This is a genomic window from Streptacidiphilus melanogenes (assembly GCF_000787835.1).
GTDB lineage: Bacteria > Actinomycetota > Actinomycetes > Streptomycetales > Streptomycetaceae > Streptacidiphilus > Streptacidiphilus melanogenes.
Window position 1 is genome coordinate 77,483 of record NZ_BBPP01000006.1, and the last position, 12,603, is coordinate 90,085.

Sequence of the window (12,603 nt, forward strand, 5' to 3'; positions counted from 1 at the left end):
CCGGGGGCGGGCTCAGGCTTCCGTGGGTGGGTCGTCCGCCCAGGTGAGGAGCATCAGGGCGGCGTCGTCGCGCAGGGGGCCGCCGGTGGCGCGGGTGACGTCCGCGTGGACGGAGGCCAGGCCCGCGCCGAGATCCGGGGAGGCGGAGCGGATCAGCTCGGGGACGCGGGTGGCCAGCGGATAGAACGCGCCGTCCGCGTCGCGCGCCTCGGCGACGCCGTCGGTGTAGAGGAGCAGCCGGTCGCCGGAGGCGAGGCGTTCGCGCCAGGGCTGGGGCTTGCCCCCGGCCAGGCGGGCCAGACCGAGCGGGACCCAGGGGTCCGGCGGCTCCAGCACGCTCGCCGTGCCGTCCGGGCGGACGCGCAGCGGCGGGACGTGACCGCAGTGCACCAGCTCGACGGTGTCCGGCGGCTCGAACTGCACCAGCAACGCCGTCGTGAACTCGCCCGTCGCGGCGTGGCGCGCCACGCTGCGGTCCAGTCGCGCGGCGACGCCCGCGAGCTCCGGCTCGTCGTAGACGGACTCGCGGAAGGCGCCCAGCACCAAGGACGCCATCCGCACGGCGGGCAGGCCCTTGCCCCGGACGTCGCCGATCAGCGCGCGCACGCCGTAGGGGGTGTCGAGCACGGCGTACAGATCACCGCCGATCTGGGCCAGGTCGGCCGCCGAGACGTAGCGCGCGGCCACCCGCACGGGGCCGACGCGCGGTTCGGGCGGCGGCAGCAGGGCGAGCTGGGCCGCCTCGGCGACCGTCCGGACGGCCACCAGATGACGTGTCCTGACGATCCGGGCGTGCGAGATGAACACCGCGGCGACGGTGAGCGCGGCGTAGGCCACCAGGGTGCCCTCGAACAGGCGGCGCGCCTCCGCGTCGCCGAGGCCGTCGTAGTGGGTGAGCCCGATCATCAGCACCAGGCCCAGGCAGCTGCTGACCACCACCTCCAGCGGATACAGCAGCAGCGCGGCCAGCGGCGGGACCACGGACATCAGCGAGGCCAGATAGGTGTCCTGACCGGACAGCAGGTCGGCGGCGCAGACGACCGCCATCGCCGCGCCGATCGGCAGCAGCCGCTGCCACATGGGCAGCCCGAGCAGGGCTGCTCCGTCGTGGAGCGCCAGTCCGGCCGACGACGCGGGGAGGCCCGCTCGGTCGCCGGGCCGTGTGCTTCTCACATGCCGAACTTATCGGAACGCCCGGTAAGCAACACGTGTGGAGCACGTGACGCACCGCGCTGCGACTGATTCGGAAATATGACAGAAAGGGGATGTATCCACTCGCCTGGAGGCCCCACCATGTCCGCTGCGGCCGCCCCACCCCCGCGCCCGCCGCAGCGCCCGCCCTTTCCCGACCTGCGCACCCACCGTTGGCGCAGCTGCTTCCTGGTCGGCCTCGCGCTGTGGGTGGCCAGCGTGACCGTGACCTACTGGACCGGGAACCGCAACCTGGTGCCGACCGTGGTCCTGCTCGGCAGCTTTCTCGTACCGGGCACCTTCGTGGTCTGGGCCCACGAGCGGTACGGCCAGGACCTGGGCACCGACCGGATCGTCGCCTGCTTCGCGGTGGGCGGGGTCATCGGCGTGCTGGGCGCCTCACTGCTCGAGTACTACCTGCTCAGGTCCTCGGTCTGGCTCTATCTCGGGGTCGGCCTGATCGAGGAGGCGGTCAAGGCCTGGGCGCTGATCCTGCTGACCCGCCGGATCCCCGCGGGTGGCGTCCGGCACGGCCTGGTGCTCGGCGCGACGGTGGGCTTCGGCTTCGCGGCCTTCGAGAGCGCCGGATACGCCTTCGCCGCGGTGCTGACCGAGCACGGCTACTCGCTGCCGGACCTGGTCTCGACCGAGATCCTGCGCGGCATCCTGGCGCCCCTCGGCCATGGCCTGTGGACGGCGATCCTGGGCGCGGCGCTGTTCCACGAGCGACGCGGCGACGGCCGGTTCCGGCTGAACCTGCGGGTGCTGCTCACCTATCTGGGTGTCTCCGTGCTCCACGCGCTGTGGGACTCCACCCACGGCATCGCCACCTGGATCGTCGGCAGGCTCACCGAGACGCGGTGGCAGCGGACCGTCTTCGAGCTCGGCTATCTGCCCAACCCGACCCGCTACCAGGTGGAGCTGTTCGCCCTCTTCTCCACCCTCGGCCTGGTGCTGGTGTCCTGTCTGGGCCTCGGCTGGCTCGGCCTGATCGTCCACCGCGCCCGCCGCGAGGGCGACCTTCCGCCGCGCCGCCGCCGACCGCGGCCGCCGCAGCCTCCGCTCGAACCGCACCAGCGCTGGTACCGGCCGCCGGATCCGCCGAACCGGTAGCGGTCCCTCCCCGTGGCCCCGCGCTCCCCGTGAAAAAAACCGGAGCCGGCCGGCAACCGGTTCTGTAGCCTCGGCGTCAGCGCTTGCGGACCCCACGCGGGTCCTCTCGCGCCAACGACATGCGATCAACTGCATATTGGGGGGAATCACCATGCGTACCACCATGCGCGCCGCCGCCGTGGCGGCCGTCGCGACCTGCGCTCTCGCCGGCACCGTGGCCGCCGCGGGCACCGCGTCCGCCGCGTCGTCGCACTACGTCTCGATCAGCGCGCCGTCCAGCGTCAAGACCGGCCAGGCCTTCCACGTGACCGGAACCGGCTACGACTACCGCACCACCTCGGGGGAGATCTGCCTGCAGGAGCGCGTGCTCGTGCACGGCCGCTGGAGCGCCTGGAACACCGCGCTGTGCGAGGGGGACCGCCGTTCCGGCCACCACGTGGGCTTCGACGCCCTCGCGTCGCACGGCCTCCCGGTCGGCGAGTACGACCTGCGCCTCGTCCTGGAGTCGCACCCGCGCGCGGGTGTCTGGACGAAGCTCGACTGGTCCTCGCAGCACATCCTGAAGGTCCACCGCTGAGCTGCCGGCGGTGAGTGCGTGAACGGCTCGGCCGGTGTGGCGTCACGACGCGACACCGGCCGAGCCGTGACCGGGCGTCTGGCCCCCGCGCCTGTCCCCCGCGCGAGAAGTGGCTCATCTCACCTTCGTCAAGGCCTACCTACGGTGGCGTAGGTCACTTCATGAGGTGAAGTATCGTGCCATGCCGACTTCGCGATCACTCCAGGAGACCCCAGAGATCACGTCCTACGTGGCCATCGGTGACAGCTTCACCGAGGGGCTGAACGACCCCGGCCCCGACGGCGGGTTCGCCGGGTGGGCCGACCGGCTGGCACGACTGCTGGCCGAGCAGCGCCCCCAGACGGAGTCCGGCCACTACGACCTGCGCTACGCCAACCTCGCCGTGCGCGGCCGTCTGCTGGACCAGATCGCCGCCGAGCAGGTGCCACTGCTCGAGGAGATGCGGGCGGACCTGGTCAGCATCTGCGCCGGCGGCAACGACATCCTGCGCCCGGGCAGCGACCCGGACGACGTGGCCGAGCGCTTCGAACAGGCCGTCAGCCGGATCACTCCGCACGCCGGACGCGTGCTGATCTTCACGGGCTTCGACACCAGGGACACCCCGGTGCTCAAGCACCTGCGCGGAAAGATCGCCACCTACAACGCGCACCTGCGCGCGATCGCGGACCGGCACGACCTCGCCGTCGCGGACGTCTGGGCGCTGCGTTCCGTGCGCGACCGCCGGGCCTGGAGCGAGGACCGACTGCACCTCTCCCCCGAGGGCCACGAGCGCGTGGCCCAGCTCGCCGCCCGCGCGCTCGGCGTGCCGACCGGGGACCCGGAGTCGCCGTGGCCGCCGGCCGCCCCGCACACTTCGGCGGACCTGCGCCGGGAGAACATCCAGTGGGCGCGCGAGTTCCTGCTCCCCTGGGTCGGTCGCCGTCTGCGCGGCGAGTCCTCCGGCGACCACGTCGTCGCCAAGCGCCCGGAGCTGGAACTGCTGTAGGCCAGGAGGCCCGCCCCCGGCATGCCCGCCGCAACACCTTCGGGTGTGGTCGGCGGGCTTTCTGCTACCCCAAGCGACGAAACATTACTCTCGGTACAGGTGGAATTTCTTCCATCCGCCCCCCATATGGCGGCATACCCTAGGGGGGTATGGTGTTGTCATCATCGAAAGACACGACAAGTAAGCCAGCCTTCAGGAGGCAGCCATGACCACCGCCGTCTTCACCGTTTCCGGCATGACCTGCGGCCACTGCGAAGAGTCGGTCTCCGAGGAGCTCGGCGGCCTGCCCGGTGTGCTCCAGGTCTCCGCCGACGCCAAGGCGGGCACGGTCACCGTCGAATCGGAGCACCCGCTCGACGACGCCACGGTCCGGGCCGCCGTCGACGAGGCCGGCTACGAGCTCACCGGCCGCAGCGCCTGACCCGAGTCGCCGAGCGGGAAGACGTCCATCGAGGAGGGAACGGCATGACCACGGCCACGTCGGGCATAGAACCGGCCGCCCAGCGGATCGAGCTCGCCATCGGCGGCATGACCTGCGCCTCCTGCGCGGCCAGGATCGAAAAGAAGCTGAACCGGATGGAGGGCGTCTCCGCCACGGTCAACTACGCCACCGAGAAGGCCAGCGTCGACTTCCCCCCGCACGTGGCCGTCGCCGACCTGGTCGCCACGGTGGAGAAGGCCGGCTACACCGCGGAGCCACCCCCGCCGCCTGCCGTCGCCACGCCCGCGGAGGAGGACGCGGACGCGGCTTCCCCGCCGGACGAGGAGACGGCGAGGCTGCGGCGGCGCCTGCTGGTCACGGTGGCGCTCAGCATCCCGGTGGTCCTGCTGGCCATGGTCCCGGCCTGGCAGTTCCGCAACTGGCAGTGGCTCTCGCTGACCCTCGCCGCCCCCGTCGTGGTCTGGGGCGGCCTGCCCTTCCACCGGGCCGCCTGGACCAACGCCCGGCACGGCGCGGCCACGATGGACACCCTCGTCTCGGTCGGCACCCTGGCCGCCTTCGGCTGGTCGGTCTGGGCGCTCTTCTTCGGTGACGCCGGCATGCCGGGCATGCGCCACGGCTTCGACTTCAGCCTCTCCTCCCAGAACGCCTCGCAGGCGCTGTACCTGGAGACGGCCGCCGGTGTCACCGCCTTCATCCTGCTCGGGCGCTATCTGGAGGCCCGCGCCAAGCGCCGCGCGGGATCGGCGCTGCGCGCCCTGCTGGAACTCGGCGCCAAGGACGTCGCGGTGCTGCGCGGAGGCCGCGAGGAGCGCGTCCCCGTGGCGCAGCTGGCGATCGGCGACCGCTTCGTGGTCCGGCCGGGCGAGAAGGTCGCGACGGACGGCCGCGTCGTCGAGGGCAACTCGGCGGTCGACGCCTCGATGCTGACCGGCGAGTCCGTGCCCGTCGAGGTCGGTCCGGGCGACGCCGTCACCGGAGCCACCGTCAACTCCGGCGGTCGGCTGGTCGTCGAGGCCACCTGCGTGGGGTCCGACACCCAGCTTGCGCGGATGGCCGCCCTGGTCGAGCAGGCCCAGACCGGCAAGGCCGCCGCGCAGCGGCTCGCCGACCGGATCTCCGCCGTCTTCGTCCCCGTGGTGCTGCTGATCGCGGTGGGCACGCTGGTCGCCTGGCTCGCCAGCGGCCACGGCGCGACGGAGGCCTTCACGGCCGCCGTGGCCGTGCTCATCATCGCCTGCCCCTGCGCCCTGGGCCTGGCCACCCCGACCGCCCTCATGGTCGGCACCGGACGCGGGGCTCAGCTCGGCATCCTGATCCGCGGCCCCGAGGTGCTGGAGGGCACTCGCCGCGTCGACACCGTCGTGCTGGACAAGACCGGCACCGTCACCACCGGCCGGATGGCCCTGGTCGGCGTGCACGTCGCCGACGGCGTGGACGAGGCCGAGGCACTGCGGCTGGCGGCCGCGGTCGAGCACGCCTCCGAGCACCCGATCGCCGCGGCCGTCGCGGCGGCGGTCGAACACCCCGCCCCGGTCGAGGACTTCCGGAACCTCCCGGGCCTGGGCGTCCAGGGCGTCGTCGACGGCCACGCCGTCGTCGCCGGCCGGGAGCGGCTGCTGGACGACTGGGCCATGCACCTGCCCGCGCGCCTCGCCGCGGCGAAGGCGGCGGCGGAGGCCGCCGGACGGACGGCCGTCCTGGTGGGCTGGGACGGCGCCGCCCGCGCCGTGCTGGAGGTCGCCGACCGCGCCAAGCCCACCAGCGCCGAGGCCATCACCCGCCTGCGCGAGCTGGGACTCACCCCCGTCCTGCTCACCGGCGACAACGCCGCAGTGGCGCATTCGGTGGCGGCGGAGGTCGGCATCGACGCCGACCGGGTCATCGCGGAGGTGCTCCCGGAGGACAAGGCCGGAGTCATCGCGAGGCTCCAGGCCGAGGGCCGCACGGTCGCCATGGTCGGCGACGGCGTCAACGACGCGGCCGCGCTGGCCCAGGCCGACCTGGGCCTCGCCATGGGCACCGGCACGGACGCGGCCATCGAGGCCGCGGACCTGACGCTGGTCCGGGGAGACCTGCGCTCGGCGGCGGACGCCATCCGCCTGTCCCGCCGCACCCTCGCCACGATCAAGGGCAACCTCTTCTGGGCCTTCGGCTACAACGTGGCCGCGCTCCCGCTGGCCGCGCTGGGGCTGCTGAACCCGATGATCGCGGGGGCGGCCATGGCCTTCTCCTCGGTCTTCGTCGTCACCAACAGCCTCCGGCTGCGCCGCTTCCAGGCCGAGTCAGCCTGAGGCCCCCTCGCGCCCACCGTCCGGCGTCGATCCGTCGGCCGGGCGGGCCGCGTCCGCGGTGCCCCCCGGTCGCCACCGTGGCGACGGCCGCGGGGCATGCCGCTGCGGGAGGCCTGCGCCGGTGCCGGCGCGGCCGAGCAGTGGGGCGCTCATCTGCCCAGCAGCTCGCCACCGTTGCAGTGGAGGATCTCGCCGGTGATGTAGCCCGCCTCCGGGGAGGCGAGGAAGTGGACCGCCGCCGCCACGTCCCCCGGCTCGCCCACGCGGCCCACCAGGGTCCGGCCGGCGCGGCGGACGACCTCCGCGTCGTCGAGGCGGTCGCCGAAGAACTCCGTGCCCGCCACCGTGCCGGGGGCCACCACGTTCGCGGTGATGCCGTTGGGGCCCAACTGCCCCGCCAGGAAGTGGTTCCAGGCGTGCAGCGCGGCCTTGGACGCGCCGTAGGAACCGGCGCCCCGCAGCGCCGCGATCGAACTGACCGTCACCACCCGGCCCTGACCGGGCGTCAGGCGGTCCCGGACGGACTCGGTGAGCAGCACCGCGGTCAGCACGTTGCGCTCGAAGTCCCCGCGCCAGCGCGCCACCAGCGCATGCGGGCCGCCCCCGACCCGGGACTCCCGGCTGCCCGCGTTGTTCACCAACACGTCGATGGCTGCGGGTAGTTCCTCGAGCAGCGCCTCGACCTGGTCCGGGTCGGCAAGGTCGCAGGCGAGCGGGCGCACCGTCGGGCCGAGCTGCGCGGCCGCTCGTTCGAGCACCTCCCTGCGCCGGCCCACGATGGTGACGACATCTCCCCCCTCCGCGAAACGCCGCGCAACGGCGAAGCCGATCCCGGTACCGCCGCCCGTGACGACGACACTTCTAGCCATCTACGCCCCCACTCCATACCTCAGCTCACGTGATTCCTACCACGCGTCCTTTCGCCCGCTTCGCACCGGGTCGCCCCGACCCGCCCCGTGGACATTCGGGACTGCGGGCACACAAGCGACCACGAACGGCGATGGGACCGCTCCCGACCGGCATATGCGGAGCTGGTGAGTGTGGCGTCACATCGGCCGACCGTAACTTCGTCCGGCCAAGTTTGTGTTAGAACTCCAGAGCCGGGGTTCCGGCGGATCCCGGTGGACGGCCGCCGTCGCTGGGCGGCCGACAGCGCACGGCGCGGGCGTGATCAGGGTGGTTGAGCGGCCTCCCCCGCGCCCCGCCGTGCGCCGCAAGCGCTCCCACCGCCGCAGACACGGAACGGGCCCCTGCGGCCGCCGTAGCGGCCGCAGGGGCCCGTTCAACGCTTCACGCCGTCAGTCGGCGCGTCAGCGCGCCTCGATCGGGACGTAGTCCCGGATGACCTCGCCGGTGTAGATCTGCCGCGGACGGCCGATCTTGTTGGTCGGGTCTGTGATCATCTCCTGCCAGTGGGCGATCCAGCCGGGCAGTCGGCCCAGCGCGAACAGCACGGTGAACATGCTGGTCGGGAAGCCCATGGCCCGGTAGATCAGGCCGGTGTAGAAGTCCACGTTGGGGTAGAGCTTGCGGGAGACGAAGTAGTCGTCCGTCAGGGCGTGCTGCTCCAGCTTCAGCGCGATGTCCAGCAGCTCGTCGGCCTTGCCGAGCTGCGAGAGCACGTCGTGGGCCGCGACCTTGATGATCTGGGCGCGCGGGTCGAAGCTCTTGTAGACGCGGTGACCGAAGCCCATCAGGCGGACGCCGTCCTCCTTGTTCTTCACCTTGCGGATGAAGGCGTCCACGTCGCCGCCGTCGGCCTTGATGCCCTGGAGCATCTCCAGCACGGCCTGGTTGGCGCCGCCGTGCAGGGGGCCCCACAGGGCGTTGATGCCGGCCGAGATCGAGGCGAACAGGTTGGCGTGCGAGGATCCGACCAGACGCACCGTGGAGGTGGAGCAGTTCTGCTCGTGGTCCGCGTGCAGGATCAGCAGCTTCTCCAGCGCGCTGACCACGACCGGGTTGAGCTCGTACTCCTCCGCCGGGACGGCGAAGGTCATCCGCAGGAAGTTCTCGACGTAGCCGAGGTCGTTCTTGGGGTAGACGAAGGGGTGGCCCTGGGCCTTCTTGAAGGCGTAGGCGGCGATCGTCGGCAGCTTGGCGATCAGGCGGACGGCCGAGAGGTAGCGCTGCTCGGCGTCGAACGGGTTGTGGCTGTCCTGGTAGAACGTCGACAGCGCGCTGACCACGGAGGACAGCATGGCCATCGGGTGCGCGTCCCGGGGGAAGCCCTGGAAGAAGCGCTTGACGTCCTCGTGCAGCAGCGTGTGCTGAGAGATGTCGTGCTGGAAGATGCGCAGCTGCTCCGCGTTGGGCAGCTCGCCGTTGATCAGCAGGTAGGCGGTCTCCAGGAAGGTGCCCTGGTCGGCCAGCTGCTCGATCGGGTAGCCGCGGTAGCGCAGGATTCCGGCGTCACCGTCGATGTAGGTGATCGCGGACTTGCAGGCAGCGGTGTTGCCGAAGCCGTTGTCCAGGGTGGTCAGGCCGGTCTGGCCAAGAAGCTTCGAGATGTCGAAGCCGCCGTTGCCGACGGTGGCCTCGGTCACCGGGTACTCGTACTCGCCGCCCTGGTAGCGGAGTACTACAGAGTTGTCGCTCACGTCTTCCCTCATCACCAGCGGAATGACCCTGTTCAAGGGTTCAAGGGGTGCCCTGACTCCCTCCTACCTTCCCCCAGGCGGGTTACACCTGTGCAGGCGGGGTGGCTCGAAAGAGCCGAAGGTCACAAAGAATCGGGTCATTCGCTTTCAAGTTCTGACAGCGGAACCTACCCCCGAGCCAGCCTATGGTCCAAAGCCGTGTGTCGGCGACCTGCGGAGACCGCCCGAACGGCCTGGCTGAGCGCCCGGCGGGAGCCGACCAGTACCACCAGCTTTCTGGCGCGGGTCACGGCCGTGTAGAGCAGGTTGCGCTGGAGCATCATCCAGGCGCTGGTGGTGAGAGGGATCACAACGCACGGGTACTCACTGCCCTGCGAACGGTGGATCGTCACCGCGTAGGCGTGGGCCAGCTCGTCCAGCTCGTCGAAGTCGTAGTCGACGTCCTCGTCCTCGTCGGTGCGGACGGTGAGCTGCTGCTCCTCCGGGTTCAGCGCGGTGACGACCCCCACGGTGCCGTTGAAGACGCCGTTGCGCCCCTTGTCGTAGTTGTTACGGATCTGGGTGACCTTGTCCCCGACCCGGAAGGTCCGCCCGCCGAAGCGGCGCTCGGGCCGGTCCGGGTGGGCGGGCGTGATCGCCGCCTGCAGCAGGGTGTTCAGGTTGCCGGCCCCGGCCGGGCCGCGGTGCATCGGGGCCAGCACCTGCACGTCGCGGCCCGGATCCAGGCCGAAGCGCTTCGGGATGCGGCGGGCGACCACGTCGACGGTCAGATCGGCCGTACGCTCGGTGTCCTCCTCGGCGAAGAGGAAGAAGTCGGCCAGGCCCACCGTGAGCGGCGGGACGCCCTCGTTGATCCGGTGGGCGTTGGTGACCACGCCGGACTGCTGCGCCTGCCGGAAGATCCTGGTCAGCCGGACGGCCGGGATCGGGCTGCCCGGGGCGAGCAGGTCCCGCAGGACCTCGCCCGCACCGACGGACGGCAGCTGGTCCACGTCGCCCACCAGCAGCAGGTGCGCGCCGGGCGGGACGGCCTTGGCCAGCTTGTTGGCCAGCAGCAGATCCAGCATGGAGGCCTCGTCGACCACGACCAGGTCGGCGTCGAGGGGCCGGTCGCGGTCGTAGGCGGCGTCCCCGCCCGGCTTGAGCTCCAGCAGCCGGTGGACCGTGGCGGCCTCACCCCCGGTCAGCTCGGCGAGCCGCTTGGCGGCCCGCCCCGTCGGCGCGGCCAGCACCACTTTGGCCTTGCGGGCCAACGCCAGGGTGACGATCGACCGGACGGTGAAGGACTTGCCGCAGCCGGGGCCGCCGGTCAGCACGGCCACCTTGCTGGTCAGCGCGAGCCTGACAGCCGCCTCCTGCTCGGGCGCGAGATCCGCCCCCGTCTGTCCGCGCAGCCACGCCAGCGCCCGGGTCCAGTCGACGTCGGCGAAGCCGCCCAGCCGGTCCTCGGGTGTGCGCAGCAGGCGCCCGAGCTGGGCGGCCAGGGAGACCTCCGCCCGGTGGAAGGGGACCAGGTAGATCGCACTGACCGGCACCGCGTGCCCCGACTCGTCGTGCTCCTCCCCGGGGACCGGCTCGCGGACCACGCCCTCCTCGGCGACCAGCTCGGCCAGGCACTCGATGACCAGGCCCGTGTCCACGGCGAGCAACTTGACCGCGTCGGAGATCAGCTGCTCCTCGGGCAGGTAGCAGTGGCCCTGGTCGGAGGACTGCGACAGGGCGTACTGGAGCCCGGCCTTGACCCGCTGCGGGCTGTCCTCGGGGATGCCGACGGCCTGGGCCAGCCGGTCCGCGGTCAGGAATCCGATGCCCCACACGTCGGCGGCCAGGCGGTACGGCTCGTTCTTCACCACGGAGATCGAGGAGTCCCCGTAGTTCTTGTAGATGCGCACGGCGAGCGAGGTGGAGACCCCGACGCCCTGGAGGAAGACCATCACCTCCTTGATCGCCTTCTGTTCCTCCCAGGCGGCGGCGATCAGCTTGGTGCGCTTGGGCCCGAGCTTGGGCACCTCGATCAGGCGGGCCGGCTCGGTCTCGATGACGTCCAGCGTCTCCAGCCCGAAGTGGTCGACGATCCGCTCGGCCAGCCGCGGCCCGATGCCCTTGATCAGCCCGGAGCCCAGGTAGCGGCGGATGCCCTGGACGGTGGCGGGCAGCACGGTGGTGTAGTTCTCGACGGTGAACTGCTTGCCGTACTGGGGGTGGCTGCCCCAGCGGCCGTGCATGCGCAGGCTCTCCCCCGGCTGGGCGCCGAGCAGCGCGCCGACGACGGTGAGGAGCTCGCCCCCGCCGCGACCGGTGTCGACACGGGCCACCGTCCAGCCCGTCTCCTCGCTCGCGAAGGTGATGCGTTCCAGCACCCCCTCGACGACCGCCAGTTGGTTCATGGGCAGCACCGTAGCGGGTGCCGCTGACAAGTCTCGATCCGCTCATTTCCGTTCGAATCGGCTCGAAAATGACCGATAAGAATCGTTCACGCCCCGGCCGTCCCGGAGGGGGTGAATTGTCAGTGGGGCGCGGAAGACTGGGGAACGGCTCAACGGAGACAACCCACAGGAGCACCCATGCTGAGTACCGAGTACACCCCGGGCACCCCGCGCTGGATCGACCTCGGCAGCCCGGACGTCACGGCCACCGACGCCTTCTACACCGGCCTCTTCGGATGGGACAAGGAGGACGCCGGGCCGGAGGCGGGCGGTTACGGCTTCTACCGGAGCGGGGGCAAGCGCATCGGTGGCGTCGGCCCGCTGATGGACCCGAGCGCCTCCCCGGCCTGGACGATCTACTTCGGCACGGACGACGCAGAGGCAGCCGTCCGTGCTGTCGAGCAGGCCGGCGGCAAGGTCCGCGTCCCGGCCTCCGACGTGATGGGCTTCGGCCGGATGGCCCAGTTCACCGACCCGCAGGGCGGCGAGTTCGCCGTCTGGCAGCCGCAGCTGACCAAGGGCTTCGACATCGCGGGCGTCCCGGTCTCCCTCTCCTGGACGGAGCTGCACACCGCCGACGCCGAGGGCGCCCGCGGCTTCTACACCTCCGTCTTCGGCTGGTCGCTCACCGACAACGACATGGGCGAGTTCACCTACACCGTCACCTCGATGGGCAGCGAGGAGTCGTCCTTCGGCGGTCTGATGGGCCACTTCCCCGGGGAGACGGTCACCATGTGGCTGCCCTACTTCGAGGTCGCGGACTGCGACGCGACGGTCGCCAAGGTCGCCGAGCTCGGTGGCGCCGTGCTGATGGGCCCCGCCTCGCTGGACGGCGTCGGCCGGATGGCCTCCGTGCGCGACCCGCACGGCTCCATGTTCTCGGTGATCACCAGCGCTCCCCCGGCCGGCTGACACGCCCCGGGCCTCCTCACCGGGCCGCCGGGAACGTCGCGAGCATCGGGAGTGTCGGGAAGA

General features: G+C 71.7%; 10 protein-coding genes. 6 read left to right on the top strand and 4 right to left on the bottom strand.

From position 1 onward, the window contains the following. Positions 1–12 precede the first annotated feature (12 nt). Positions 13–1,173, bottom strand: coding sequence for a PP2C family protein-serine/threonine phosphatase (locus TR49_RS09080; RefSeq protein ID WP_152627145.1), 1,161 nt, complete (start codon positions 1,171–1,173; stop codon positions 13–15). Positions 1,174–1,293: 120 nt separating this feature from the next. Here TR49_RS09080 and TR49_RS09085 point away from each other — a divergent pair, with 120 nt between their 5' ends. The 5 genes from TR49_RS09085 to TR49_RS09105 all read left to right on the top strand — a co-directional run bounded on the left by TR49_RS09085 (position 1,294) and on the right by TR49_RS09105 (position 6,602). Then, entirely contained in the window at positions 1,294–2,304 is a 1,011-nt protein-coding gene (locus TR49_RS09085) for a PrsW family intramembrane metalloprotease (RefSeq protein ID WP_063770056.1), read from the top strand. Positions 2,305–2,455: 151 nt separating this feature from the next. Then, positions 2,456–2,881 carry a hypothetical protein gene (locus tag TR49_RS09090; protein ID WP_042379270.1) on the top strand — a complete coding sequence of 142 codons (426 nt, stop codon included), beginning with the start codon at positions 2,456–2,458 and terminating at the stop codon, positions 2,879–2,881. A 181-nt stretch (positions 2,882–3,062) separates the two neighbouring features. After that, entirely contained in the window at positions 3,063–3,866 is an 804-nt protein-coding gene (locus TR49_RS09095) for an SGNH/GDSL hydrolase family protein (protein ID WP_042379272.1), read from the top strand. Positions 3,867–4,071: 205 nt separating this feature from the next. After that, on the top strand, positions 4,072–4,287 hold the full coding sequence (locus TR49_RS09100) for a heavy-metal-associated domain-containing protein (protein WP_042379274.1): 216 nt from the start codon (positions 4,072–4,074) through the stop codon (positions 4,285–4,287). A 44-nt stretch (positions 4,288–4,331) separates the two neighbouring features. Beyond that, entirely contained in the window at positions 4,332–6,602 is a 2,271-nt protein-coding gene (locus TR49_RS09105) for a heavy metal translocating P-type ATPase (protein WP_042379275.1), read from the top strand. 149 nt (positions 6,603–6,751) lie between these two features. On the opposite strand, the gene TR49_RS09110 is transcribed toward TR49_RS09105, so the two are convergent. The 3 genes from TR49_RS09110 to recD2 form a co-directional block, all read right to left on the bottom strand. Further along, complete coding sequence (locus tag TR49_RS09110; RefSeq protein ID WP_042379277.1) at positions 6,752–7,471, bottom strand: SDR family NAD(P)-dependent oxidoreductase; 720 nt, start codon at positions 7,469–7,471, stop codon at positions 6,752–6,754. A gap of 441 nt (positions 7,472–7,912) precedes the next feature. Continuing rightward, entirely contained in the window at positions 7,913–9,202 is a 1,290-nt protein-coding gene (locus tag TR49_RS09115) for a citrate synthase (RefSeq protein ID WP_042379279.1), read from the bottom strand. 167 nt (positions 9,203–9,369) lie between these two features. Then, positions 9,370–11,589: an SF1B family DNA helicase RecD2 gene (recD2, locus tag TR49_RS09120; RefSeq protein ID WP_042379529.1), complete on the bottom strand. Its 2,220-nt coding sequence runs from the start codon at positions 11,587–11,589 to the stop codon at positions 9,370–9,372. 177 nt (positions 11,590–11,766) lie between these two features. Here recD2 and TR49_RS09125 point away from each other — a divergent pair, with 177 nt between their 5' ends. Further along, entirely contained in the window at positions 11,767–12,540 is a 774-nt protein-coding gene (locus TR49_RS09125; RefSeq protein WP_042379281.1) for a VOC family protein, read from the top strand. Positions 12,541–12,603: the final 63 nt, after the last annotated feature.

Bases quoted from the DNA above. Each gene is read 5' to 3' on its own strand.
- TR49_RS09095 (WP_042379272.1), top strand. From the start codon at position 3,063: ATGCCGACTTCGCGATCACTCCAGGAGACCCCAGAGATCACGTCCTAC.
- TR49_RS09085 (WP_063770056.1), top strand. From the start codon at position 1,294: ATGTCCGCTGCGGCCGCCCCACCCCCGCGCCCGCCGCAGCGCCCGCCC.
- TR49_RS09100 (WP_042379274.1), top strand. From the start codon at position 4,072: ATGACCACCGCCGTCTTCACCGTTTCCGGCATGACCTGCGGCCACTGC.
- TR49_RS09090 (WP_042379270.1), top strand. From the start codon at position 2,456: ATGCGTACCACCATGCGCGCCGCCGCCGTGGCGGCCGTCGCGACCTGC.
- TR49_RS09110 (WP_042379277.1), bottom strand. From the start codon at position 7,471: ATGGCTAGAAGTGTCGTCGTCACGGGCGGCGGTACCGGGATCGGCTTC.
- TR49_RS09105 (WP_042379275.1), top strand. From the start codon at position 4,332: ATGACCACGGCCACGTCGGGCATAGAACCGGCCGCCCAGCGGATCGAG.
- recD2 (WP_042379529.1), bottom strand. From the start codon at position 11,589: ATGAACCAACTGGCGGTCGTCGAGGGGGTGCTGGAACGCATCACCTTC.
- TR49_RS09125 (WP_042379281.1), top strand. From the start codon at position 11,767: ATGCTGAGTACCGAGTACACCCCGGGCACCCCGCGCTGGATCGACCTC.